General features: G+C 68.1%; 23 protein-coding genes and 1 pseudogene. 12 read left to right on the top strand and 12 right to left on the bottom strand.

Going from position 1 to position 24215, the window contains the following annotated elements; translation table 11 throughout:
• The 3 genes and pseudogenes from DDF67_RS26500 to DDF67_RS20285 all read left to right on the top strand — a co-directional run.
• A pseudogene (locus DDF67_RS26500) lies at nucleotides 1–116 on the top strand (IS481 family transposase); the annotation flags it as partial.
• Between the two features lie 184 nt (nucleotides 117–300).
• Nucleotides 301–1839, top strand: coding sequence for a response regulator (locus tag DDF67_RS20290; protein ID WP_109102647.1), 1539 nt, complete (start codon nucleotides 301–303; stop codon nucleotides 1837–1839).
• Nucleotides 1840–1879: 40 nt separating this feature from the next.
• Nucleotides 1880–3256 carry an AmpG family muropeptide MFS transporter gene (locus DDF67_RS20285; protein ID WP_109102646.1) on the top strand — a complete coding sequence of 459 codons (1377 nt, stop codon included), beginning with the start codon at nucleotides 1880–1882 and terminating at the stop codon, nucleotides 3254–3256.
• 19 nt (nucleotides 3257–3275) lie between these two features.
• Here the strand turns inward: DDF67_RS20285 and DDF67_RS20280 are convergent, their stop codons facing one another.
• Nucleotides 3276–5027, bottom strand: coding sequence for a flavin monoamine oxidase family protein (locus DDF67_RS20280; RefSeq protein ID WP_109102645.1), 1752 nt, complete (start codon nucleotides 5025–5027; stop codon nucleotides 3276–3278).
• 315 nt (nucleotides 5028–5342) lie between these two features.
• A complete protein-coding gene (locus DDF67_RS20275; protein WP_109102644.1) occupies nucleotides 5343–7244 on the bottom strand; it encodes a peptide MFS transporter in 1902 nt (633 codons plus the stop codon).
• Nucleotides 7245–7444: 200 nt separating this feature from the next.
• Here DDF67_RS20275 and DDF67_RS20270 point away from each other — a divergent pair, with 200 nt between their 5' ends.
• The 3 genes from DDF67_RS20270 to DDF67_RS20265 all read left to right on the top strand — a co-directional run bounded on the left by DDF67_RS20270 (nucleotide 7445) and on the right by DDF67_RS20265 (nucleotide 8817).
• A complete protein-coding gene (locus tag DDF67_RS20270) occupies nucleotides 7445–8014 on the top strand; it encodes a DUF427 domain-containing protein (RefSeq protein ID WP_109102643.1) in 570 nt (189 codons plus the stop codon).
• A 176-nt stretch (nucleotides 8015–8190) separates the two neighbouring features.
• Nucleotides 8191–8328, top strand: a complete 138-nt coding sequence (locus tag DDF67_RS25615) for a hypothetical protein (protein ID WP_158278079.1) — start codon at nucleotides 8191–8193, stop codon at nucleotides 8326–8328.
• Between the two features lie 72 nt (nucleotides 8329–8400).
• Complete coding sequence (locus tag DDF67_RS20265; protein ID WP_109102642.1) at nucleotides 8401–8817, top strand: polyketide cyclase; 417 nt, start codon at nucleotides 8401–8403, stop codon at nucleotides 8815–8817.
• 121 nt (nucleotides 8818–8938) lie between these two features.
• Here the strand turns inward: DDF67_RS20265 and DDF67_RS20260 are convergent, their stop codons facing one another.
• On the bottom strand, nucleotides 8939–9682 hold the full coding sequence (locus tag DDF67_RS20260; protein WP_109102641.1) for a phosphatase PAP2 family protein: 744 nt from the start codon (nucleotides 9680–9682) through the stop codon (nucleotides 8939–8941).
• Between the two features lie 164 nt (nucleotides 9683–9846).
• Here DDF67_RS20260 and DDF67_RS20255 point away from each other — a divergent pair, with 164 nt between their 5' ends.
• Together DDF67_RS20255 and cobS are read left to right on the top strand one after the other, a co-directional pair.
• Nucleotides 9847–10218, top strand: a complete 372-nt coding sequence (locus DDF67_RS20255; protein WP_109102640.1) for an RcnB family protein — start codon at nucleotides 9847–9849, stop codon at nucleotides 10216–10218.
• A 249-nt stretch (nucleotides 10219–10467) separates the two neighbouring features.
• Nucleotides 10468–11475, top strand: coding sequence for a cobaltochelatase subunit CobS (cobS, locus tag DDF67_RS20250; RefSeq protein ID WP_109102639.1), 1008 nt, complete (start codon nucleotides 10468–10470; stop codon nucleotides 11473–11475).
• 94 nt (nucleotides 11476–11569) lie between these two features.
• Here cobS and DDF67_RS20245 read toward each other — a convergent pair whose 3' ends face one another.
• From DDF67_RS20245 to DDF67_RS20235, 3 genes are read right to left on the bottom strand one after another with little or no spacing between them, the layout of a single operon-like run.
• On the bottom strand, nucleotides 11570–11884 hold the full coding sequence (locus tag DDF67_RS20245) for a hypothetical protein (protein ID WP_109102638.1): 315 nt from the start codon (nucleotides 11882–11884) through the stop codon (nucleotides 11570–11572).
• On the bottom strand, nucleotides 11881–12822 hold the full coding sequence (locus DDF67_RS20240) for a hypothetical protein (protein ID WP_109102637.1): 942 nt from the start codon (nucleotides 12820–12822) through the stop codon (nucleotides 11881–11883). The genes DDF67_RS20245 and DDF67_RS20240 overlap by 4 nt, the downstream gene beginning before the upstream one ends.
• Complete coding sequence (locus DDF67_RS20235; protein ID WP_109102636.1) at nucleotides 12819–13223, bottom strand: hypothetical protein; 405 nt, start codon at nucleotides 13221–13223, stop codon at nucleotides 12819–12821. The genes DDF67_RS20240 and DDF67_RS20235 overlap by 4 nt, the downstream gene beginning before the upstream one ends.
• 175 nt (nucleotides 13224–13398) lie before the next feature.
• On the opposite strand from DDF67_RS20235, the gene DDF67_RS20230 reads away from it, so the two are divergent.
• On the top strand, nucleotides 13399–13977 hold the full coding sequence (locus DDF67_RS20230; RefSeq protein WP_109102635.1) for a DUF805 domain-containing protein: 579 nt from the start codon (nucleotides 13399–13401) through the stop codon (nucleotides 13975–13977).
• Nucleotides 13978–14013: 36 nt separating this feature from the next.
• On the opposite strand, the gene DDF67_RS20225 is transcribed toward DDF67_RS20230, so the two are convergent.
• Complete coding sequence (locus DDF67_RS20225; protein WP_199229289.1) at nucleotides 14014–16860, bottom strand: TonB-dependent receptor; 2847 nt, start codon at nucleotides 16858–16860, stop codon at nucleotides 14014–14016.
• Between the two features lie 476 nt (nucleotides 16861–17336).
• Between DDF67_RS20225 and DDF67_RS20220 the strand changes: the two genes are divergently transcribed.
• Nucleotides 17337–18461, top strand: coding sequence for an NADH:flavin oxidoreductase/NADH oxidase (locus DDF67_RS20220; RefSeq protein ID WP_109102633.1), 1125 nt, complete (start codon nucleotides 17337–17339; stop codon nucleotides 18459–18461).
• Between the two features lie 170 nt (nucleotides 18462–18631).
• Here the strand turns inward: DDF67_RS20220 and DDF67_RS20215 are convergent, their stop codons facing one another.
• Nucleotides 18632–18955, bottom strand: coding sequence for a DUF6881 domain-containing protein (locus DDF67_RS20215; RefSeq protein WP_058349169.1), 324 nt, complete (start codon nucleotides 18953–18955; stop codon nucleotides 18632–18634).
• 81 nt (nucleotides 18956–19036) lie between these two features.
• Here DDF67_RS20215 and DDF67_RS25805 point away from each other — a divergent pair, with 81 nt between their 5' ends.
• Nucleotides 19037–19582 carry a TetR family transcriptional regulator gene (locus tag DDF67_RS25805; RefSeq protein ID WP_199229291.1) on the top strand — a complete coding sequence of 182 codons (546 nt, stop codon included), beginning with the start codon at nucleotides 19037–19039 and terminating at the stop codon, nucleotides 19580–19582.
• Between the two features lie 30 nt (nucleotides 19583–19612).
• Here the strand turns inward: DDF67_RS25805 and DDF67_RS20210 are convergent, their stop codons facing one another.
• From DDF67_RS20210 to DDF67_RS20195, 4 genes are all read right to left on the bottom strand, one after another.
• Complete coding sequence (locus DDF67_RS20210; protein WP_109102632.1) at nucleotides 19613–20341, bottom strand: NlpC/P60 family protein; 729 nt, start codon at nucleotides 20339–20341, stop codon at nucleotides 19613–19615.
• Nucleotides 20342–20466: 125 nt separating this feature from the next.
• Entirely contained in the window at nucleotides 20467–21810 is a 1344-nt protein-coding gene (locus DDF67_RS20205) for an ATP-binding protein (protein ID WP_109102631.1), read from the bottom strand.
• Between the two features lie 158 nt (nucleotides 21811–21968).
• On the bottom strand, nucleotides 21969–22670 hold the full coding sequence (locus DDF67_RS20200) for a response regulator (protein WP_109102630.1): 702 nt from the start codon (nucleotides 22668–22670) through the stop codon (nucleotides 21969–21971).
• The gene (locus DDF67_RS20195; protein WP_109102629.1) at nucleotides 22667–23158 is read right to left on the bottom strand and encodes a MarR family winged helix-turn-helix transcriptional regulator; all 492 of its coding nucleotides are present in this window, start codon (nucleotides 23156–23158) and stop codon (nucleotides 22667–22669) included. Before DDF67_RS20195 ends, DDF67_RS20200 begins: the two co-directional genes overlap by 4 nt.
• An 80-nt stretch (nucleotides 23159–23238) precedes the next feature.
• Between DDF67_RS20195 and DDF67_RS20190 the strand changes: the two genes are divergently transcribed.
• Nucleotides 23239–24129: a branched-chain amino acid aminotransferase gene (locus tag DDF67_RS20190; protein WP_109102628.1), complete on the top strand. Its 891-nt coding sequence runs from the start codon at nucleotides 23239–23241 to the stop codon at nucleotides 24127–24129.
• The last annotated feature ends 86 nt before the right edge of the window (nucleotides 24130–24215 follow it).

The following is a 24215-nucleotide window of genomic DNA, read 5'->3' as shown; positions in this document are numbered from 1 at the left end:
GGGCCAAGGCCATCAAGCCCTGGACCGACGCCTACAACCTCGTGCGTCCACACTCCGGCATCAAAGGCCTCACCCCTTGGCAGCGCGTGAACAACCTTCTTGGAAACGACATCTAGACCCTCTCCCCGAAGCGGGAGGTGTCGCCGAAGACGACGGAGGGGGATGTGGCCTCGAAGCCGGCAATCGCCTCAACGTCAGTAGAGACTTCCCCCTTCGGCCCTACGGGCCACCTCCCTCTTCGGGGGATCTTCGCGCGCGCCCTCCACCGCCCGTTAAGTCGTGACCGGTAAAATTACCGCCATGACCAAGCCCCGCGACGCCGTCTCCGCCGAACAGCTGGCCACCTTGAGCCACGAGTTCCGCACCCCCCTGAACGGGGTGCTGGGCATGGCGCGTCTCTTGGAAAACACTCGCCTGACCGCCGAGCAGCGCTCCTATGTCGCCGCCCTGCGCGAGAGCGGCGACCACCTGCTCTCCCTGGTCAACGACGTGCTGGATTTCGCCCGCCTGGGCGCCACCGCGCTGGAACTGCATCTGGCCCCGGTGAACCCTGAGGACCTGCTGCGCCAGGTGGCCGAGCTGATGAGCCCGCGCGCTCACGAGAAGGGCATAGAGATCGCCTGGGCGGTCGAACGCGGCCTGCCGCCGCTGCTGGCCGACGAGGGACGCCTGCGCCAGGTGCTGCTGAACTTCGCCGGCAACGCCGTGAAGTTCACCGAAAGGGGCGGCGTGCTGATCACTGCCCGCGACGCCGGCGGCGGTCGCGTGCGCTTTTCGGTCGCCGACACCGGCCCGGGCGTCGCCCCCGAGGCCCGCGAGAAGATCTTCGAGGCCTTCGTCCAGACCGATCCGTCGCATCAGGCCCAACTGGGCGGCGCGGGCCTGGGCCTGGCCATCGTCGCCAGGCTGGCCGGCGCCATGGAGGGCGAAGCCGGCGTGGGAGAGAATCCGGGCGGCGGCGCCGACTTCTGGTTCGAGGCCCCGTTCGAGCGCCATGACGAAATCCCGCCAGCGCCGCCCCTGGAGGGCCGGTTCGTCGCCGTGGTCTCGCCCAATCCCGTGGTCCGCGAGGCCGTCGGCGCCCAGGCCATCGCCAGCGGCGCCTGGGTCAGGAACCTCGCCGGCCTGGACAAGGTCGAGACCCTGCCGCCGCAGACCGTGCTTCTCGTCGACGCGGCCCTGGCCGGTCCCGACCGTCCGCTGGCCGCCCCGGCCGGCCGCGCGGCCGTCGCCCTGCTGACCCCCGACCAGCGCGACCTGATCCCCAACCTCTCCAAGGCCGGCTTCTCGGGCTACCTGATCAAGCCGCTGCGCCGCGCCTCGCTGGCCGCCCGCGTCCTGGCCGCCAAGCCGATCGACGCGGCGCTGGAGGCCCTGGTCGCCCCGGCCGAGGCCGAGGACGACCGCATCGCTCCGGCCGCCGCCCCTGGCGCCCGCGTGCTGCTGGCCGAAGACAATCCGATCAACGCCCTCCTGGCCCGCACCCTGCTGGAGCGCGAGGGCTGCACCGTCGACCGCATCGCCAGCGGCGACGAGGCCGTGGCCGCCCTGTCACGCGGTTCCTACGATCTGGTCTTCATGGACCTGCGCATGCCAGGCCTGAACGGCCTGGACGCCACCCGCGCCGTCCGCGCCAAGGGCGTCGACACCCCGATCCTGGCCCTCACCGCCGACGCCTTCGACGAAGACCGCCGCCAGTGCCTGACGGCCGGCATGGACGACTTTCTCGTAAAGCCGCTGACGCCGGCCGCCCTGCGCGAGGCCCTTTCCCGCTGGACCGGCCCCGACCGCCCCCGCCGCTGGACGAACGACGCGACGCGCGCCAAGGTCGCCGGCTGACGGGACGGTCCCAGCCTCCCCGTCCACTTCGGGGAAGACCATGACCGAGCAGACTACCGAGACGGCCGCCACCGACGCGGCCAAGCTCGCCCGCAAGCCTCACGGCTGGCGCGACGTGCTGGCCGCCCTGCGCGAGCCGCGCGTGCTGGTCACCCTGCTGCTGGGCTTCTCGTCGGGCCTGCCATTCATGCTGGTGGGCAACACGCTGGGCTTCTGGCTGCGCGAGCAGGGCATCGAGCTGGCCGCCATCGGCTTCCTGTCGTGGGTGGGCATAGCCTATTCGCTGAAGTTCCTGTGGGCCCCGATCATCGACCGGGTGGACCTGCCGCTGCTGGGGCGGCTGGGACGCCGGCGCGGCTGGATGGTGCTGACCCAGATCGTCGTCGGCCTCGGCCTCTTCGGCATGGCCGCCGTCGGCCCGGGCGGCCACCTGTGGACCTTCGCCCTGCTGGCCGTGATCACCGCCTTCGCCGCCGCCAGCCAGGACACCGTTGTCGACGCCTGGCGGATCGAGCGGGCCGAAAGCCCCGACGACCTGGGCCTGCTGACCGCCGCCTTCCAGTTCGGCTACCGCGTCGCCATCCTGGCCACCGACGCCTGGATCCTGGTGGCTGCCGCCAAGCTCGGCTGGCCGACCTCATACCTGCTGTGCGCCGCGGCCATGGGCATCGGCCTGGCCGCCACCCTGTTCGCCGCCGAGCCGGCCCGCACGCCCGCCGCCGCCAGCGGCGTGGCCGCCGCGCCGCTGTGGACCCCGCGCGGCTTTTTCGACGCCGTCGTCGGCCCGTTCGTCACCTTCTTCCAGACCCACGGCCCGATGGCGCTGCTGATGCTGTGCACCGTGGCCCTCTACCGCCTGCCCGACTTCTTGATGGGACCGATGGCCGCCCCCCTCTACACCGACCTGGGCCTGGCCAAGGAGATGATCGGGGCAGTGCGCACCTCGTTCGGCCTGGTCGCCACTTTCGTCGGCATCGCCCTGGCGGGCCTCAGCGCGGTGAAGCTGGGCTTCGAGAAGACCCTGGTGCTGGGCGCGGTGCTCGGTCCGGGCTCCAATCTCGCCTTCTCGGCCATGGCCCTGGCCGGACCGAACATGCCGGTCTTCATCGGCGCCATGATCGTCGACAACGTCTCCACCGGCTTCGCCGGCGCGGCCCTGGTGGCCTACATGTCCAGCCTGACGAGCCTTGGCTACACCGCCACCCAGTACGCCCTGCTGTCGAGCACCTACGCCATGCTGGGCAAGTTCCTGAAGGGCTTCTCCGGCGCGGTCGTCGAAGGCCTGGAGAAGAGCTTCCCGCTGATGACCGCCTACGCGATCTTCTTCGCGGGCACGGCGGCGGTGGGCATCCCGGTGGTGATCCTGTCGATCGTCCTCTCGCACCACCAGGGCAAGGCCAAGGCGGCTCGGGCATAGGCCCGAGCCGCCTGATCCCTCACCCGCAGCTGCAGATCAGCGGGTAGTTGGTCGTGTCGGCGATGGTGGTCATGCCGTAATATTGCACGAGCACCGACTCGGCCGTGCAGAAGGCCCCTTCGACCCAGGCCTGGTCGTTGGAATAGGCCTCGCCGATGATGAAGAGGTTGGCCGAGGCCGCCCCGGGCACGAGGCCGGTGGGCTGGCGGATCTTCTGCATCACGTCGCAGATGTCGTAGTGCGCGGCCCAGGCGTGATAGCCGGCCCCGAACGGGTTCAGCGAGAAGTCGTTGAAGATCGCCTCCACCGGCCAGGGGATCTGGCCGGCGGCGTTGGGATCGCCCCAATGCACCTTGGCCAGTTCCAGCAGCACCATGCGGATCATGGTGTCGGTGGCCTTGCGCGGGCCGAACAGGACCTGGTGGTCCTGGTCGATCGGCACCTTGCGGCGCTCGGTGACGTCGACCTCCAGCTCCTGCCAGAACTGCACGTACTGCATGTCGTCGTACGAGGCCAAAACGCCGTAGGCGGGGTTGGCCGCCCCGTCGCTGTTGTCGCCGAAGTAATAGACTTGGCGCAGCGGCAGGTCGGTGATGGTCGGGCCGAAGGTGTTGGGCGCGCCCGTCAGGCTGGGCGGATAGGGCACGCCCGGGTCGTTCCACCACGGCCGATCGAAGAACAGCATCACCCGCATCGACGGCTGGCGGATCACCCCGTCGATATAGAGCTGCACGCCCTCGGCGTTGAGGATGTCGAGCGTGCCGCCCGGCATGTCGGCGTACTGGGTGGCCTCGGCCACCAGGTCCAGCGAGGCCGGCGGCATGGCCAGGAAGGCGTTCTGGGTGGCCTGCACGGCCCCGCCCTTGAACGGGGCGTCGGCGCTGGCCAGGCGGTAGTTGACCACGTCCCCCTCCAGCCAGACCGAGTGCAGGCGGGTGCGCTGGGTCAGGGTGAAGGTCACGCCCGCCGCCGCGGCCGCGGCCTTGGTCTGCTGATAGAGCTCGACGAACACCTGCGAATAGCCGCCGCTGAGCGTCTTGAACGCTCCGCCGGGCGCGAACTCGCCGTTGTAGACGGCGGCGTTGGCGGCGTTCCAGTTGATGACGTTGGAGGTGTAGCCGCCGGCGTCGGCGGCGTACTCGTAGCCCTCGTTGCCGGCCTGATCGTAGAAGACGTTCCAGTAGCCGATATTGCCGGCGATCGAGCCCGGCGGATAGACGAACGAGTTGAAGGTCGGCGGCAGCTGGCCCGAGCCGTAGAAGGCGCACTGCTGGGCGCGGGTCTTCACCGGCGCGTCGCCGGTGATCAGGGCCGAGATGTTCGAGAACAGGGTGGCGGCCGGCTGCTCGTTGTTGCCCGGCGTGTTGTAGGGCGCGGGATGGGTCGCCAGGTCGTTCTGGTAGATATGCTCCTCGCGCAGGAACAGCAGCGGATTGTCGGTGGTGTTGAAGTCGATGATCTTGCCGGCCAGGCCCAGCGCCTCGATGGTCAGGGTCACCAGCTGGTGGCCCTCGCTCTTGGTCGCGTCCCACTGAATGAAGCGCATGCCGCCGGCCTCGATGTAGGACTGGCGCGGGTCGTCGTTGCAGAAGTGGGTGACGATGCGGCCGGCCGGCAGGCGCGTGCCCGAGCCCGGCCCCTCGAAGGCGTAGTCGCCCCACTCGTAGAGCTCGATCGCATCGCCCGAGACGGCCTTGCCGCCCGTGACCAGCCGCCAGGCCGTATAGAGCCCCGCCGGCCCCGCGCCGAAGATCGTGTAGGTCGTTCCCATGGCCGTCTCCCCGTTCGGCCGCGACCGCGACCCTGACGTGCAATTGCCGACACTTCGCGCGGCGGGCAAACGGGCGACTGTGCGAAACCCGACAGCGCCAAAGAAAAACGGAAGACTCTTCTCCTCCCCCGCTCGCGGGGGAGGGGGACCGCGAAGCGGTGGAGGGGGCGAGACTGGGCTCGGCGCTCTGTCCCTCGCCCCCTCCGTCACGGCGCTGATAGCGCCGCGCCACCTCCCCCGTTTCACGGTGGAGGAGTAAAAAGAAAAAGGCCCCGGATCGCTCCGGGGCCTTCGTCTTCGCTACAGGTCGCCGGATCAGTCGGCGATCGTGGCGGTGTCGGTCGGGGCGGCGTGATGCTCGTCCGAACCGTGCGACCACTTCTTGAGGAAGGGCGAGGCGATCAGGAACAGCACGCCGATGGCGGCGGCGATCAGGCCGATGACGTTGAACACCTGCAGCGAGGTGCGCAGCGCCGCTTCCGGGTCCAGCACCTGGCCGCCCACGGTCTCGACCGAGGTCAGGCCGGCGATGAAGCCGCCGACGTACTGGGCGATGGCCACGGCCATGAACCACACGGCCATGATGAACGACACCATCGAGGCCGGCGACAGCTTGGTCATCTGCGACAGGCCGACGGGCGACATGCACAGCTCGCCGGTGGTGTGCAGCATGTACATCAGCACCAGGAAGAACAGCGGCATGCGGAAGGCGCCGTCGGCGAAGGTCGAGCCCCACTGCAGCACCAGGAAGCCGAGACCCACCTGCAGCAAAGCCAGGCCGAACTTCACGACCGGGTTCGGATCCTTGTTGCGACGGCCCAGGGCCGTCCAGATGGCGGCGAAGACCGGGGCGAAGATCAGGATCCAGCCGGCGTTCAGGGCCTGGGTCTGGGCGGCGTTGAAGCTGGAGTCGATCCACAGCGTCCGGGCCGGATCGATGGCGGCGGCCGAAAGCTGGGCGGGGGTGGCGAAGGTCACCGCCCCGCCGAACCACTGCACCGGGGCCGAGGTCAGGTTGAGGTTGACGTTGGTGGCCGCGAACAGGTTCAGCGACGAGCCGGCCTGTTCGAACAGGGTCCAGAACACCACCGCGCCGAAGATCAGGAACAGGGCCAGGGCCAGGCGCTCGCGCTCGACCTTCTGCACCTTGGTGAACATGAACCACAGCACGTAGCCGATCGAACCGATCATGCCCGCCACCAGGGTCACGCCGACGATGGCGCTGCGCTGGACCAGGAAGAACACGCCCAGCACGCCGACCAGCGACAGGGCGTAGATCACGTGCTCGCGGGTCAGCGGGCCGGCGACCTTTTCCTTCAGCTTCCTGGGCTCGGGCGCCTCGCCCTTGCCCATCAGCCAGGGCTTGCCCAGCACGAAGACGACGAAGCCGGCCAGCATGCCAAGGCCGGCGAGGCCGAAGCCCGCCCACCAGCCGACCTTGATGCCCAGCAGGCCGCAGAGGATCGAGGCCCAGAACGAGCCGAGGTTGATGCCGTAGTAGTAGAGGGTGAAGCCCGGGTCGCGACGCGGGTCGCCCTGCGGGTAGAGCTGGCCGACGATGGTCGAGATGTTGGGCTTGAGGAAGCCGACGCCGACGATGATCAGCGAAAGCGCCAGCCAGAAGATATTGAGATAGGTCGGGTCACGACCCTCGACGCCCAGCTGGTACTGGCCCTTGGGCAGCACGGCGGGGATCGGCGAGGCGGCCGGCAGGTCCTTGATCTCGAAGTCGCCGGTCTTGGTGGCCGAGACGTCGTAGGGCTGGCCCGCGACGACCAGCTTGGCGACGCGTTCGCCGCCGCGGCCGTCGGCCTGGAACTGGTAGGTCTGGCCGGCATAGGTCAGGGTCTGGGTGGCGGGCTTGCCTTCCACCGCCATGGCCAGGTGGCCGGCGACCAGCAGGATGGCGCCGAAGGCCACGGCCTTGCGAGTGCCCAGCCACTTGTCGGCCAGGAAGCCGCCGATCAGCGGCAGCAGGTAGACCAGGGAGGTATAGGAGCCGTAGTGGCCGTTGGCGACCTTCGGGTCGAAAAGGAAGTGCTGCGTCAGATAGAAGATCAGGATCGCGCGCATGCCGTAGTAGGAGAACCGCTCCCACATCTCGGCGAAGAACAGGATGATCAACCCTTTCGGGTGTTCCTTGATGAGCTGCAAAAAGACCGGCAGGCCCGTCACCAACGTGACGAGAATGCCGGCGACAACGACAATGCTATTCATTCTCGACCTTGACTGTATTCAAGTCAGATAGGGCGACGCCAACGGTCGTTTCGCCCTCCCCTCCCCAATTCGCGGGGAGAAGATCACGCGGCTTTCCGTTTCACAAGCAAAGGCTTGCCGGGAGGGAGCGGTTAGGACGCGCCGCGCGTTTCACTGGCTGCAAGTTCCGCAACGACACCCTCAACGCCTGGGGAGCGCCCATGCACACGTCAGACCCCAACCATCCGATCACCTGCGCCCGCGAGAGCGGCCGCGTCCGCGTGCTTTTCGAAGGCCACGAAATCGCCGACAGCGACGACGTGCTGGTGCTGCGCGAGGCCGACTATCCGCCGGTCCGCTACTTCCCGCGCGACGACGTGGCCATGGCCTTCCTGCGCCGCTCGGACAAGACCACCCGCTGCCCGTACAAGGGCGTGGCGACCTACTACACGATCTATCGCGACCGACAGATCATCGAGGACGCCGTCTGGTCGTACGAGGCGCCGCTGCCGGGCATGGAGCGCCTGGCCGGGCGCCTGGCCTTCTATCCGCAGCATGTCGACTTCCAGAATGACGCGCTGAGCCCGGCCGAGACGGCGACCCTCCCGCCCGGGACGCCGCCGCGCGACGCCCGCGACGTCGATGAGATCGTCCGCCACACCGACAGCGGCTCGGGCTCCAGCCAGGCCGAGCACTGGGAGCCCAACGTCTCGATGCCCGACGAAGAGGCCTGGGAAGGCGACGAGGATCAGGTCGTCGGCCGCCCATATCATGGGACCGGCTCGATCTGAGGCCCCGCGATTGACGGTGAAGTCGACAGGTCGACACAAGTCACTGTGTTGGAACGCACATTTTTGTGACTCAGCGGCTCCGTTCGCTCTTGCCAAGCGTTACAACCCGGGAGATCGTATCAAATGAAACCGCCCACTCTCGCCCCCGAGGGAGAACAGAGGCGGGGGAGGAAGACATGGCCTATCTCAGCATGGGCGCGCGCTCCGACGCCGCGCCTTCGCCTCGCCGAGTTCGTTGGAGCCGGGTCGCCGTCGTCGGCGCCAGCATCGCGCTCTGGGCTGGCCTCATCGCGCTGGCCACGGTTCTCTTCTGACCTTGCGCGCCTTGTCTGTTTCTCGCGGGCGTCTCATGGAGGCGCGTCCCCGCCGCTGACGAGGCCCTTCGCATGACCCTGTATCCCAGCCGCCCGATCACCATCGGCGTCGACCGGCCGGTGCAGGCCGTCTATGCCTATGCGGCCGATCCCGAAAACATGGCCCACTGGGCCGCCGGCATCGGCGACGGCCTTCGCCGCGCGCCGGATGAAGACGGCGTCTGGCTCGCCGACACCCCGCTGGGCGAAGCCCGCGTGCGCTTCTCTCCCGACAATCCCTTCGGCGTGCTCGACCACTGGGTGACCCTGCCGGACGGAACCGAAATCTCCGTCCCGCTGCGCGTGGTGGCCAATGGCGACGGCGCGGAGGTCACCCTGACCCTCTATCGCCTGCCCGACATGGACGACGCCGCCTTCGAACGCGACGCCGCCGCGGTGACCCGCGACCTGGAAACATTGAAGGCCCGGCTGGAAAGATCCTCCCCCTGAAGGGGGAGGTGTCGCGAAGCGACGGAGGGGGATGTGACTGTCCACGCCGACGCCGCCCCAGACTTCAGTGGGAACTTCCCCCTCCGGCCCTCTGGGCCACCTCCCCCTTCAGGGGGAGGATCTAAGCGCCGCCATCCTCCGCCAACGGCGAGCGGAAGAAACGCGACCACCCCCATGCCGCCAGCCAGCAGGCCATGGCCCAGGCCGCGCCGACGCACCAGCCGGCCAGCACGTCGCTTGCCCAGTGCACGCCGAGATAGATCCGGCTAAGCCCCACCAGAACCGAGAAGAACACCGCCGCCCCCAGGGCCAGGGCCTTCAGCCGGCGCTTGGCCGAGAAGCGCGCCGCCAGGGCGCCGAGGGTCAGGAACACCACCGCCGACAGCATGGCGTGGCCGGACGGGAAGCTCGGATTGACCGCTTCGACCGCGCGATAGGCCAGGTCCGGTCGCTCGCGCAGGAACAGGTGCTTGAGCCCCTGGCTGATCGCCACCCCGCCGACCGCGCCGACCAGCACCACCAGCGCTTCGGCCCAGCGGCGCAGGCTGGCCAGGACCGCCAGGGCCAGCAGCACCAGCAGGGTCAGCACCGTCACCGAGCCCAGGGCCGTGACGTCGGCCGCCGCCGTGTGCAGCCATTCGGGACCGATCAGCTGGTGCGGATCGCCGGGCACGCGCAGCGACTGCAGGATCCGCAGGTCGAGCAGGCGCGTGTCGCCCTCGGCCACTTCGTCGGCGATGTTCAGGAAGGCCAGCAGGCCAAGGCCCGCCACCAGCAGGGCGGCCGTGGCGGCGATCTCCCGACCGGCGGCCTTCAGCAGCAGGCGCAGGTCGCGACGGGGGTCCAGACGGAGCTTCAGCGGCATGTACCCTCAACGCGCGAAAAGCAGATTGGCCGCAACCGGTATTGAGCAGGCATAGCTACAATGTTTCATGAAAGAAACATGAACCGTTCCTGAGTTGCTTCGTTCATCACCAGTCCAAATCGACCTCACTAAGGTGAGGGCATCGAAGGGAAAGGACTACAACCATGAAACGTCTCATCATCACCGCCGTCGCCACCACCCTGCTGGCCGGGACCGCCCTGTCGGGGACCGCCATGGCCCAACCCCGCCACGACGACCGCCACGACCGCTACGAGCAGCAGCGCGCCTATGAAAAAGGCCGCCGCGACCAGGCTCGCCAGGAACGCCGTGACGACCGCCGCGAGTACCGCCGCTGGGCCAAGGGCCAACGCCTCGACGCCCGCTATCGCGGCAACGGCTACTACGTCAGCGACTATCGTCGCCACGGCCTGCGCCAGCCGCCCCGCGGCTACCGCTGGCAGCGCGTGAACGACCAGTACATCCTGGCCGCCGTCGCCACCGGCCTGATCGCCTCGGTGATCATCGCCAACAACTAGGGACCTTCGGATCCTTAAGACGAAGGGCGGCGGAGCAATCCGCCGCCCTTTTCGCGTGCGCCAACATCCTCCCCCCGAAGGGGAGGTGGCCCGGAGGGCCGGAGGGGGAAGGGTTTCCGTCGCCGTAACGCTGGCCAGCCTCGCAGCAACTTCCCCCTCAGTCGCTTCGCGACAGCTCCCCCTTCGGGGGGAGCATCTTCTTGCAATTCCCCCTTCCCCTCCCTGGGGTGGAGCGCTAATCGAAAACCCATGCCCGAACTGACCGACAGCCACGCCGCCGATCCCCTGATCACCCTGGTCCCGGACAAGTGGGTGACGCTTCGCGACGCATTTGGCGTCGACAGCGACATGAAGGTCCCGGCCTTCTCGCACCGTGACAGCCACGTGCCGGAGATCGACAGCGCCTATCGCTTCGACCCGCAGACCACCAAGGCCATCTGCGCCGGCTTCGCCAAGGACCGCCGGGTGATGGTTCAGGGCTATCACGGCACCGGCAAGTCGACCCACATCGAGCAGATCGCCGCCCGCCTGAACTGGCCGCTGGTGCGCGTTAACCTCGACAGCCACGTCAGCCGGATCGACCTCGTCGGCAAGGACGCCATCGTCCTGAAGGAAGGCAAGCAGGTCACCGAGTTCCGCGAAGGCATCCTGCCGTGGGCCTTGCAGCGCCCGATCGCCCTGGTGTTCGACGAGTACGACGCGGGCCGCCCCGACGTGATGTTCGTCATCCAGCGCGTGCTTGAGGCCGGCGGCAAGCTGACCCTGCTCGACCAGAACCGGGTGATCCGCGCCAACCCCTATTTCCGCCTGTTCTCGACGACCAACACGATTGGCCTCGGCGACACCACGGGGCTCTATCACGGCACCCAGCAGATCAACCAAGGCCAGATGGACCGCTGGTCGATCGTCACCACGCTGAACTACCTCGAGCACGACGTCGAGGCGGCCATCGTGCTGGCCAAGAACCCGCACTACGACAACGCCGAGGGCAAGCGCACCCTGGCGGCCATGGTCCGTGTCGCCGACATGACCCGCAACGCCTTCATGAACGGCGACATCTCGACCGTCATGAGCCCGCGCACCGTGATCACCTGGGCCCAAAACGCCGAGATCTTCGACAACGATATCGGCCTGGCCTTCCGCCTGACCTTCCTCAACAAGTGCGACGAGCTGGAACGCCCCACCGTGGCCGAATTCTACCAGCGCGCCTTCGGCCAGGACCTGCCGGAAAGCGCGGCGCGGGTGAAGGTGGCGTAAGCCCCTGACATCAAGTCCCGCAATGAAGAAGGCGGCGCCTCGCGAGGGGCTGCCTTTTCTTTACGTCGCCCCTGCCCCTGGCGGCAACGAGGGCCTAGGAAAGCCCCAGGCCTCTAAGAAACTCCAATGTCTCGTCGTCCGCGCCGGTCAGGAGACCATTAAACTCGGCATAAGCCTCCTCGAGCGCGCCGTACCCCTGCAGCCCATCATCAAGAAAGCGATACGGGTTCGGCGCCTCGTTCAACTCGACCGCTGTCGAGATTTTTCCCGCCTCGGCCCGCTGCAACCAGGGCTCAAGCGCACGAAAGAACTGCTGGACGTAAGGATCCGAAGGCATCTGCGCCTGTATTGCGGCGCGAAGAGCAAGGGCGGCCGAACGGAGGCGCTCTACATCGATCGGCTTGCTCATGGGAATTTGCCTATCTTCTTCGGCTTGTGCCAATCCGCGCGATTAGACACGAGCACCTGCAACCCACCGGCCGTATTATGCTCGGTAGCCAATTCGCTTGTAGGAGCGATTTTACCGGTCAAAACCTCTGTCGGACGCATAGGCGTCATCTCAAACACGTCATAAGTCGCGGATTCACTCTTGAGCGGCAACCCGAAATAGTCAGCAAGCGAGCGGCCGGAAGCCTTTGCTCGCTCAAATTCCTCGGGCGTAGTGAAATAGGGTGAATGTCCGACCTGCCCACCAGACGGGACAATTTTTACAAGACCGCTCTCGGTAATGACGCTTTTTGGCCTCTCGGCCATTGTCGCGAGCTGACCTCTAGCTCTTGCTCTGATCTGCTGTGCTGTGGCGTTCGGGTCGCCCGCCGCCAGCCTTTCCAGGAAGCGCTTGCCTTCCGCACTTTTGAGATAGCCATCCACCTCAGCGTTCGACAACCCGTGAGGCACGAAGGCGCTGGCCTTCGCGACCGCATCCCTAAAGAATGGGCACTCTTGAAGCGCTTTGGCCCGAACGGCCCGTTCCGCCGTGGCCTTCGCGGTGGCTGCCGCGGCCTTGGCCTTCTGGACCGCCCTCAGCTTGTTCGCCTTGGCCATCAGCCCCGCGACACGCTTGCGGCCCGCTTCGATCTTCTTGAGAAGCCTCGCCCCCTTGGCCGTCTTGCCGATCGCGTCGCCGACATAGGGTATGACGCCCAGCAGGCTGGCGCCGGCGCCCAGCGGATCGCCACGATAGAGCGACAGCCCCGCACCCAGCAGGTCGGAAACCGGGGTCGGATCGGCGATGCCGACCATGTCGAGGGTGGCCTGGGCCAGATCGAGCCGCAGCTCCTCGTTGGCCGCCGCCAGCTCGGCTTCGGTCTTCGCCAGATCGCCGTGGGCCGCCAGGACGTCGCTCATCGTCCGCCGCCCGCCTCTTCGCTGAACCAGGCGCGGGGGTCATAGTCCCTCTCCGCCCGCTCCCAGGCCGCCTCTGAGGCGGCGTCGACGACGGCGCCCATTACCAGGCCCGGACGCCGGGCGTGATCGCGCAACAGCCGTGCGATCTCCGGCTGCTCGTCGAAATTGGGGGCGATCGCGAAGGACAGCTCAGCGAAGAGGACAAGATCCTCGATCTCGCTTAGGCGATGACGCCCCGCCCGCGCCAAGGCGTTGGCGATCATATCGTCCAGGCTGACCCGGTCGAGGCCGTCGATCAGGTCGGCGTGGTTTTCCCGCAGGCTCTCGAGGACGATGGTCGCGACAGGCGGACCGCACGCCGCCGCGAGCGCGCGCCATTGATCTTCGGAGATCCTGATCATTCCCCGCCCCCAATCCCCTTGAGCGCGAGCTTACTCAACTTTTGATCTAGTTTACAGTGAAGCCTTAACCTGGGCGCTCAATTCTGAGCCGCCCGCTCGACCTCGGGACGACCGGCTTGCCTTGCCGACACCGCCGCGACTAAGGCTGGCGCCCAAGCTTCACAGGAGCGCGTACATGCTCGCCTCGATCGGCCACGGCCTGGCCAACCTCGCCCGCTTCTCCGGCCGCGATACGCGCGAGCGGTTCTGGCCCTATGCGCTCGCCGTGCTGGTCGTCGCCTTCGCCGCCATGTTCCTGAGTTTCGGCCTCGGCTTCGCCGGCAGCTTCCAGAAGACCATCGCCTATGCCGAGGCCCACCCGGACAAGGCGACAGTAACCCGTTCGGGCGGCAGCGTGTCGGTGACCATCCATGAGCCCACGCCCGAACTGATGCCCGACATGGCCCCGATGTTCATGGGCCTGCGCCTGGGCGCGCCCGTGATCGTCGCCCTGCTGGCCGCCGCCGTCGTGCGCCGCCTGCGCGACGCCGGCCGATCGGGACTGTGGGGCCTGCCGCCGGTGGTGTTCCTGGGGATCGCCCTCGTCCTGTTCCCCCGGTTGTTCGAGGGCTTCATGGCCGGCGACGAGCACGCCTTCGACCTGTTCCCGCCCCTGCTTGCCAACAACTTCGCCTATCTGGCGTCGCTGGGCCTGCTGGTCTTCCTGTTGTGCAGGGACAGCAAGCCCGAGGCGAAGAAGACGGGCGGGGCCTGAGCCCCGCCCGCCAGTCGCCCTAGATAGAGAACGCCCCTAGTCGAACTGGTAGCGCAGGCCGAACGCGAAGGTGCGGCTGAGCAGCGACGAGCCGAAATTGTGGGTGTCGGGCCCGCCCGCATCGCCGAAGGCGTAGTAGGACTGGGCGATCTCCTCGGTCAGGTTGACGGCGTCGAAGGTCATCGAGAGGCGGTCGTTGACCTTGTAGCTGACCTGCATGTCGAGGCTCTTCTCGGGCTTGCGCCAGACGCCGATCGGATTGGCGAACAGGGCCGCCTCGTTGTTGGCCAGGAAGTCGTCGCGCCAGACATAGGACAGGCGCGCCCCGATCGGGCCGCGCTCATAGGCCAGGGTGACGTTGTAGGAGAAATCCGACACTCCGAAGAAGGCGCTGTTCTTCTGGCCGATGATCTCGCCGGCGTCGTTGGTGTCGGGCACGTTCTGCGACGAGCTGAGCTTGGTCAGGCTGCCCAGGAAGCCCAGGCCGTCCAGATAGCCCGGCAGGTTCTTGGGGAAGTAGACCAGTCCGACTTCCAGCCCCTTGAGCACGCCGTCCGACGCGTTGGCCGGCTGGGTCAGCACGAACTCCTGGGTGTTGTTGGTGGTGTTGGGGATGTTGCGGCGGCTGCGCAGCGACACCACCAGCCCGTCGATCTCGCGCCGGAAGGCGGTGGCGTAGAAGGCGCTGCCTGGGGCGAAGTACCACTCGGCCGTCAGGTCGTAGTTGGTGGCGCGGGTCGGCTCCAGATTGGCGTTGCCGCCGGTGGCCGTGCCGTAGCCCACGTCCGTCAGGTCGTCCACCAGGGTGAAGTTGGGGTTGAGGGCGCTGAAGTCGGGCCGCCGCAGCGTCTTGCCGTAGTTGAAGCGCAGGGCGACGTCGCTGGTCAGGTCGTAGCGCACCGTCACGCTGGGCAGCACGTCGCTGACCTTCTTGCCGGCGCTGGTCTGAACCAGCCGCCCCAGCCTGCGGCTCTCGGCCTGGTCGTTGAAGGTCATGTCGGTGTCGATATCGACATAGCGCAGGCCGGCCTGGGCCCGCAGACGGCGACCAAACAGCTCGCTCTCGAAATCGGCCATCAGGTAGGCCGAGGCCGTCACCTCGTCGACGGTGAAGTTTTCGAACAGCGACAGATTTTCGGTGGTCGTGAAGTTGACGTTGCCGGGGTTGGCCGCGTGATAGAGGTCGCGGATCTCGTCGACGTGGTCGCGCAGATAGTAGCCGTTGGCCACGACCCAGCTGGTCGGGGTGTCGGAATGGCCGTCGAAGAAGCCTTCGTTCACCCATTGCAGGCCCGAGGGCAGGCTGCTCAGCGGACGGCCCAGGAAGGCCGACTGCGTGCGTTGGGCCTCCGAGGCGCCGCGATCGTCGTAGCGGAAGCCGAAGCCCAGCCTCTTCAGCAGACCCCAGTCGGCGTCGTAGTCGCCGTCCAGCGACACGGTGACGGCGTCGCCCTTGTTGCGGTTGGCGTTGTCGTAGAACTCGGCGACGTTCCAGCGCGTCGGGTCGGCCAGTTGGCTGTCGTCGTCGAAGTGGAACGAGGTGACGCCGTCGCCGGGGTTGAAGTCGATGCTCACCTGGCGCGCCACCCGGTCGGTGCGCATGGCCATGAAGGCCGAGCTGAACTTGCTGGTCTGGTAGGAGAGGTCGCCCACCAGTTCCAGGCGATCGCCGATCCGCCACTTGCCGTTCAGGGCGTAGACGAAGCTGTCGGTCTTGGCGACGGTCAGGTCGCCGCTGTTGAAGCCGTAGACCGAGCCGGCGGTGCGCGACTTGATGATGTTGGTCCCGGGATAGAGCGTGAAACTCGAGCCCGGATTGGCGCCGAGGTCGCCCCACCAGTCGACGAAGGTGAATTGCAGGTTGTTGAAGGTGGTGTTGCGGTAGCCGTCGTAGAAGAACTCGAAGGTGTATTCGGCGCGGTCGTTTGGCGCCCATTGCAGGGCGGCGTTGACGGCCGGACGCTTGCGATCGCCCAGCAGGTCCGACTGAAACACCGCGTCGCGCGACAGCAGATAGGGAACCTGCACGCCGTTGATGGTCAGGGTCGAGCCCGCCGCCGTCGGCAGGCCTTCGTTCAAGCCCGGCCGCCAGAGGGTCTGCAGGCTTCCGTCGGGATTGGGCGCGCGGCCGTCGGTGACCTGGATCCGCTCCAGCGGAACCCAGCCGGCCGGCGGGTTGTCGGCGGTGGCGAACGGCACCAGCGCCCCGGCGGTGACGCTCTGGTCCCGATAGCGGGTGCGGGCGTAGCTGACGTTCAGCAGGGCGCCGATCTCGCCGGCGCCGGTGTCCCAGCGGTTGGCGACCAGGGCGCTGACGTTCGGATTAAACCTGTCGGCCTGCTCGTGCCAGATGCCCCGGCTGGCCAGCGAGAAGGTCGGCCCCTTGAAGTCGAACGGCCGGCGCGTGAACACGTCGACCTGGCCGGCGATGCCCGTCTCGATCTGGTCGGCGCTACGCGTCTTGTAGACGTCGATACGCTTGACCAGGTTGGCCGGAATGTCCTGCAGGGCGAACTGCCGGCCCGAGGCGGTGAAGACGTTGCGACCGTTCCAGGTGGTGGTGATATCGGGCAGGCCGCGGATCGAGATGGCCGTGGCTTCGCCGCCGGAGCGGTTGGTCACCTGCACGCCGGTGACCCGTTGAAGGGCCTCAACGACGTTATTGTCCGGCAACTTGCCGATATCCTCGGCCACCACGCTCTCGACCACCTGGGTCGACTCGCGCTTGATCGCCAGGCTCTGGCCGACGCTGGCGCGAATGCCGCGAACCACCACCTCCTCGACGGTGTTGGGTTCGATGGTGTTTCCGGAAGCCGCTGAATTGTCTTGGGAAAAGGCCGGGGTCGAGAAGCTCGCGGCCAGGGCGGCCGTAGCCGCCGACACCAGCCAGAAACGCCGGGCGCGCCCGGACCTCGAAACGGTAGACGCCGTCTCCACGCGCATTCATCCCTCCATAAGTTCCGGCGCCGATGTGATCCCGGCTGCCATGGAGGAAATCTTGTCTGACAATTAATCGCCACGCAATGGGGTAACATCGGTGGGCGAACGCTTTTCGACGAATGCGCCGCTACTCGAAATCCTGGCCTTGCCTGGGAGATCGCGCCCAGCTTGCCAGAAGACACCGCTGCCATGGCCGCATAGCGCCGCGTCCGCCGCCCCGCCTCACCGGGTGGGAATCGCCAGAACTAGTCGGACAAATGAAGCTGCGCGCTTAGCGCCCGCTCGCGAGGACCGCTCGGATAACCGGCATTGTGCCTCCAAGGCACAGGTCTTGAGCCCCGGCGCCCCTTGAGCCCGGGGCGCCCAGCCTACACCTCTGCCGCCTCAGTTTCCTTTCCTCCCCGAAAGAGCCCGCCCTCATGTCCGCCCTGTTCACGCCCTTCCGCCTGAAGGACGCCCAGCTTCGCAACCGCATCGCCATTCCGCCGATGTGCCAGTACAGCGCCGAGGACGGCCTGGTCACCGACTGGCACCTGCCGCACTACGCCGGCCTGGCGCGCGGCGGCGCGGGCCTGGTGATCGTCGAGGCCACGGCCGTCTCGCCGGAAGGCCGCATCAGCCCCGGCTGCACCGGCATCTGGACCGACGAGCAGGCGCAGGGCCTGGCCAGGATCGCCGCGGCCATTAAGGCGGCCGGCGCCGTCCCCGGCATCCAGATCGCCCATGCCGGCCGCAAGGCCAGCGCCAACCGTCCGTGGGAAGGCGACGACCACATCGCCGACGGCGATCCGCGCGGCTGGGAGACCATCGCGCCCTCGGCCATCGCCTATGGCGCCGGCCTGCCCAAGGTTCCCCGCGAAATGACCCTGGCCGACATCGAGCGGGTCAAGGCCGATTTCGCCGCCGCGACCCGCCGCGCCCGCGAGGCCGGCTTCGAGTGGCTGGAGCTGCACTTCGCCCACGGCTACCTGGCCCAGAGCTTCTTCTCGCACCACTCCAACCATCGCACCGACCAGTACGGCGGCGACGCGCTGGCTCGCGGCCGGTTCATGGAAGAGACCCTGGCGGCTGTCCGCGCCGAATGGCCCGAGAACCTGCCGCTGACCGCCCGTTTCGGCGTTCTGGAATATGACGGCCACGACGAGGAGACCCTCGCCGAGTCGATCGACCTGACGCGTCGCATGAAGGCCGGAGGCCTTGACCTGCTGAACGTCAGCGTCGGCTTCACCATCCCTGGCACCAGCATCCCGTGGGGCACGCCGTTCCTTGGCCCCATCGCCAAGCGCGTGCGCGAGGAGGCCGGCCTGCCGGTCGCCTCGTCCTGGGGCCTGGACGCGCCGAAGCTGGCCGAAAGCCTGGTCGCCAGCGAGCAGATGGACCTGGTCATGATCGGCCGCGCCCACCTGGCCAATCCCCACTACCCTTACGAACTGGCCCAGGAACTGGGCGTCGACCGCCCCACCTGGACCACCCTGCCGGCGCCGTACGCGCACTGGCTGGAGCGATATCGCCCGGCGACCGAACTGGCGGCGGCGGCGGAGTAAGGAAAACCTTCTCCCATAGGGAAAAGGAGGGTCCCACGCCTTCTGCGTGGGACCCATGGCTGCGTGCTGATCGCGGTGACCGCCGCACTTCGCCTCGCTCTCGCCTGCCGATGCTGGCCGTGGCGCCGATCGGCTTCGTCGCGGCGGCCGGCTGCTGGGCTGAAACCCGATCAGGCGTCCAGCCGCCAGGCCGCCTCGAACACCGAGGCCTCCACGGGGGTCAGCGACAGGCGGTCCTCGCCCTCGACGACGTCTTCATCGTCGAGCAGGGCCTCGACCGAGTCGTGGAAGTCATCTTCCGACAGGCTGTCCACGCCAGGCAGTTCGTGTTCGCGCCCGACATAGTTGGCGACGGCGTCGCGCTCGCGGCTGCCATCGCGGAAAACGTCGATCAGGCGCAGCACCCGGCCCTCGTCGTCGACCTCGTAGAAGATCGACACGGGCTCTTCGGCGCTCTCGTGGGCCCAGTCGCAACGGAAATAGGAAAGGCTCATGGCCGCCCCTTTCCCCGAACTACGGCCGCGAGGCAAGCGCCGACCTTGCCAGGCGGACCTCGCACGGCCATGTCTTTGGCCATGACCACGCCCGCCGAAGACCTGCTCGACCGCGCGGCCGCAGCCGCCCTGTCCCTGGCCGCCGACCGTCCCTGGACCCAGATCGCCCTGCGCGACATCGCCGTGGCGGCGGGCGCGCCGTTCGCCGAGCTATACGTCCGGGCCGACAGCAAGGCCAAGGTGCTCTCCCACCTGTCGCGCCGCTTCGACCAAGCGGCGCTGAACGCCGACGCTGGCGCAGGCGCAGCCGCCCATGACCGCCTGTTCGACGCGGCCATGGCCCGGGTCGAGGCCATGGAGCCGCACCGCCACGCCCTGATCGCCATCGGCAAGTCGGAAGGCCTGCCGCGCGCGGCCGCCCGCTTCCCCCGGACCGCCCGGGCGATCCTGGAGGCCGCCGGCGTCGAAGCCACACCCGTGCGCCTGGCGGCCATGACCGCCGTCTGGGCCCGCACCCTGCAGGTCTGGCGCGACGACGAGGGCGCGCTGAACCGCACCATGGCCGAACTCGACAAGCGCCTGAAGCAGATGGCCGAGCAACTGGGCAAGGTCGGCGCGGGGTTCTGATCCTGCCGTTCCCAGCTGGGCGCGCGCTGCTCAGGCCTCGTTCCACGAAAGGCTGGAGGTTCGCGCGACCTTGATCGGGCGCGGCGAGGGCGGCGGGACGGTGGCGGGCCAGCGGGCGCCCAGGAAGCGGTCCTTGCCCAGCCAGGCCAGCGAGACGCTGTCGGACTGGTTGCCGCCCAGGATGCGGAACGCGCCGGCGTCGTCCTCGCCCGCATAGAAGCCCACATGGCCCAGGCCGCTGGTGCGCGAGCCGCGCCAGAACACCATCACCGCGCCCGGCGTCGGGGCGATCGGGATGCCGAAGCGCTCCCAGGCCCGGGCCGAGAGCAGGCTGGCCGGCGTGGCCTCGCGATCCAGGGTGCTGCTGATGCAGTGGCCGACGAAGAGTCCGCACCAGGGGATGTCGTCGCCGGTGTAGCTGTTCTTCAGGCCCTGGTCGCTGGCCCAGTCGAGAATCTCGGCGTTGTTGCCGCTGCCGGGTTTCTCGCGGGTGCCGATCAGGCGACGGGCCTCCTGGAACCAGACGAGGCTGGGATCGTCGAAGCCGGTCAGGGACGACGGCGCCGGGGCGACCGTGGCCGGGCCGCCCTGGAACAGCGCCGCCAGGGTCAGCGGGCCGACCACGCCGTCAGGCTCGAGTCCATGCTTGGCCTGGAAGCGGCGGACGGCGGCGATGGTTTGTCGCCCCCAGACTCCGTCGATCGGCCCCGGCGTATAGCCGCGCGCGGCCAGCTGCTGCTGGATGTCCTTGATCTTCATGGCCCGACCCTTTTGCAGAACGCCGGTATCGGAGACTCACGCGCAGCAGAGAGTCAACCGATAGTGGCATCTCGTGGATTTCGCGGCCATATTGCGTCGGCGGGACGACCGAAGCGGACGCCTCCCTAGCCCGGAAGCCTCATCACCGCTCGCAGCCCGCCCATCGGCGAGCGCTCCAGAACGAGGTCGCCGCCCAGGCCCCGCGCCATGTCGCGGGCCAGGGCCAGGCCCAGCCCGACCCCCTTCTCGTTCTGGTTCCGAGACTCGTCGAGGCGGTTGAAGGGCTTGAAGGCCTCTTCGTAGCGGTCCTCGGGAATGCCGGGGCCGTCGTCGTCGACGACGATGTTCACCCCACCGGTCAGCCGAGCCTCCAGTGTCACCCGCACCGTCTCGCCATGGGCGGCGGCGTTGTCGACCAGGTTGGCCAGGGCGCGCTTGAAGGCGCTGGGGCGCAGGTTGGCGACGAGGTCCTGCTCCAGAACGGTCTCGACCCGGGCCCCGCCGCGCTCGGCCGCGGTGCACACCCCCTCGATCAGCGGGGCCAGCTCGACCGCCTGCAGCGCCTCACCGCCCTCGCCCCTGGCGAAGGCAAGGTACTCGTCGATCATGTGCTCCATTTCGGAGAGGTCGCGCTTGATGGCCTCGACCTGCGGCCCCGGCTCGGAGAGGGCCATCTCCAGCTTCAGCCGGGTCAGCGGCGTGCGCAGGTCGTGGCTGACGCTGGCCAGCAGGGCCGTGCGTTGCTCGATGTGACGCTGGATGCGGGCCTTCATGGCCAGGAACGCCTGGGCCGCCTGGCGCACCTCGCGCGCGCCGTGCGGCTTGAACTCGGGATCCAGCCCCCGCCCGAAGGCGTCGGCGGCGTCGGCCAGGCGCTCGATGGCGCGCACCTGGTTGCGGATGAACAGGATGGCGATCGCCGTCAGCAGCATGGTCGCCACCACCATCCACAGGATGAAGATGTGCCCCTGGGTGGCGAAGGCGCGGTCGCGCGGGGCGAAGATCCGCAGCGTGCCTTCCTTGACCCGCACCCGGATCTCGACGTGGGCGGCGTAGCGGTTGGAGGCGTCGAACCAGAACGGCTCGTCCAGCCGCTCCTCCAGCGCCCGCTGCATCGAGCGGTCGAGCGAAGCGAACATGGCCGGCCGCTTGCCCGTGGGCAGCTCGCGTCCCTTCAGCAAGGCGATGGAGAGGTCCATCGTCTGCTCGGCCCGCTCGGCCATGCGCTCGACGGCGGCGGGGCTGGGATCGTCCTGATAGGTGGCCACGGCCCAGGCGATGTCGCCGGCCAGCCCCTCGGACAGGCGGCTGTTCACCGTCTCCCAGTGGGCGTCGAAGAACCCCCAGGTGACGGCGATCTGCATCACCGCCACGGGCAGCACGATGATCAGCAGGGACCGGCCGAACAGCGAGGTCGGCAGCCAGCGCTTGATCTGGCGCGGAATGAACAGGCGGGTGCGCAGGCGCATCTAGAGCAAACCTCTCCCTTTGGGGGAGGCGGCCGAAGGCCGGTGGGGGGGAATTGTCAGCTTACGCGGCGCTTGGCCGCCCCGGCAGCTACCCCCCCCTCCGATCGCTGCGCGATCGCCTCCCCCATGGGGGGAGGTTCCTTGATGCACGACACCCATCAATCCGGCGCCAGCCGATATCCCACCCCCCGCACGGTCTGCAGGTACCTTGGGTTCTTGGGGTCGGGCTCGATCTTGCGGCGCAGGCGGGTAACCTGGACGTCGACCGCGCGGCCGGTGGCGTCGGCGGTGTCGCGGGCCAGTTCCAGGCGATCGACGGGTTCGTGCAGGGCGCGGGCCAGGCGCCGCAGCAGGGCGACCTCGGCCTCGGTCAGGCGCACCGGCGCGCCGGCCCGGGTGAGTTCCCCCCGGTCGGGTAGGAAGGCGCAGTCGCCCATGACGATCTCCTGCGGCCCCATCGGCTTGGGCGCGGCGCGTCGCAGGATCGACTCGATGCGCAGCAGAAGCTCCTGCGGTTCGAACGGCTTGGCCAGATAGTCGTCGGCGCCATGCGTGAGACCTTCGATGCGGTCGCCAGTGGTGTCGCGCGCGGTCAGCATCAGGATCGGCATGCGGCCGACCTCGCCGCCCTTGGCCCGCACCCGCCGGGTGAAGGCAAAGCCGTCCTCGCCGGGCATCATCACGTCGAGCACCAGCAGGTCGAAGTCCATCACCCCGATCAGGCGGTCGGCGTGGGCGGCGTCGGCCGCGGCGCTGACCCGGAAGCCGGCGCGGCTGAGGAACTGCTTGAGCAGTTCGCGGATGCGGTCGTCGTCGTCGACCACCAGCAGGTGGCGGTCGCGTCTTTCCTCGGGGCTCACAGCGCCTCCCTTCGATTGACGCCCACCCCTTGGCGTGGTCCGGCCAGGGCCGCAAGGATCCGCCGCGCGCCGGGCACCCCGTCCAGCCCGCCGGTGCGATAGGCCCGGCCCAGCAGCGCCCGCAGCCGCTCGCTGACCCGCGCCTCGAAGGCCTTGCCCGCCTCGGTCAGCACGGCGGGCCGCCGCCGCGCGTCGAGATCGCCGGCGGCCTTTTCGGCCAGACCCAGCTTCTGGAGGTCGCTCAGGGTCTTGCTGGCCGCCTGTTTCGACAGGCTGGTGAGCTTGGAAAGGTCCTGCACGCCGATGCCCGGGCGCCGCCGCAGCAGGAAGGCCGCCCGCCAGTGCGAGCGCCCCAGGCCCAGCCCTTCGGTCTCCAGAACGCCGTCGACCGCCGCCCACAGCGCCGCCTCGGCCAGGAGAATCAACTCCAGGCCGCCATCGAGCTCCTCCTCGCGCAGGATCAGGCGGGGATCGGCGTGCGGCGTCATGCGGTCATGTCCATTTTGTTTGACCTTCGGGCTCCTCGGGCGTCTAAGGACCGGGTTCCAAATAAGGAGGTCTTGGACCGATGTCTCTCGTTCCCTTCGATGATCGCGACGGATGGATCTGGCTGGATGGCCAGTTCGTTCCCTGGCGCGAGGCGAAGGTGCACGTACTGACCCACGGCCTGCACTACGCCTCGTCGGTGTTCGAGGGCGAACGCATGTACGGCGGCGAGATCTTCAAGCTGACCGAGCATACCGAGCGCCTGTTCAAGTCGGCCCAAATCCTCGACTTCGAGATCCCCTACACGGTGGAGCAGATCGACGAGGCCTGCAAGGCGACCGCCGCCAAGAACGGACTGTCGGACTGCTATGTGCGCCCGATCGCCTGGCGCGGCAGCGAGATGATCGGCGTCTCGGCGCAACAGACCAAGATCCACGTGGCCATCGCCGTGTGGGACTGGCCCAGCTACTTCGACCCGGCCCTGAAGGCCAAGGGCATCCGCCTGACCTGGGCCAGGTACAACCGCCCCGATCCGAAGACGGCCCCCGTCGCCGCCAAGGCCGCCGGCCTCTACATGATCTGCACCATCTCCAAGCACGCCGCGGAGAAGGACGGCTATACCGACGCGATGATGCTGGACTACCGCGGCTACGTGGCCGAGGCGACCGGCGCCAACGTGTTCTTCGTCAAGGACGGCGTGCTGCACACGCCCAAGCCCGACTGCTTCCTGGACGGCATCACGCGCCGCACGGTGATCGAGATCGCCAAGGGCCAGGGGATCGAGGTGGTCGAGCGCCACATCGAGAAGCAGGAGCTGGCCGGCTTCAGCGAATGCTTCATCGTCGGCACCGCCGCCGAGGTCACCCCGGTTGCCGAGATCGGTGAGTTCACCTTCACGCCCGGCAAGCTGTCGCTGGGCCTGATGGACGCCTACGCCGCCCTGGTGCGCCGCGAGGAAGTCGTTCCGGCCTAAGGCCTGGTTCTGACTGTTGATCTGAAGAACCCCGGGGCGATGCTCCGGGGTTTTTCTTTGGAACCTCAGATCCTCCCCCTGAAGGG

It is taken from the genome of Caulobacter endophyticus, assembly GCF_003116815.1.
Taxonomy (GTDB): Bacteria; Pseudomonadota; Alphaproteobacteria; order Caulobacterales; family Caulobacteraceae; genus Caulobacter; species Caulobacter endophyticus.
The sequence above is the reverse complement of the archived record's forward strand: the minus strand, read 5'-3'. Positions and strand labels throughout refer to the sequence as shown.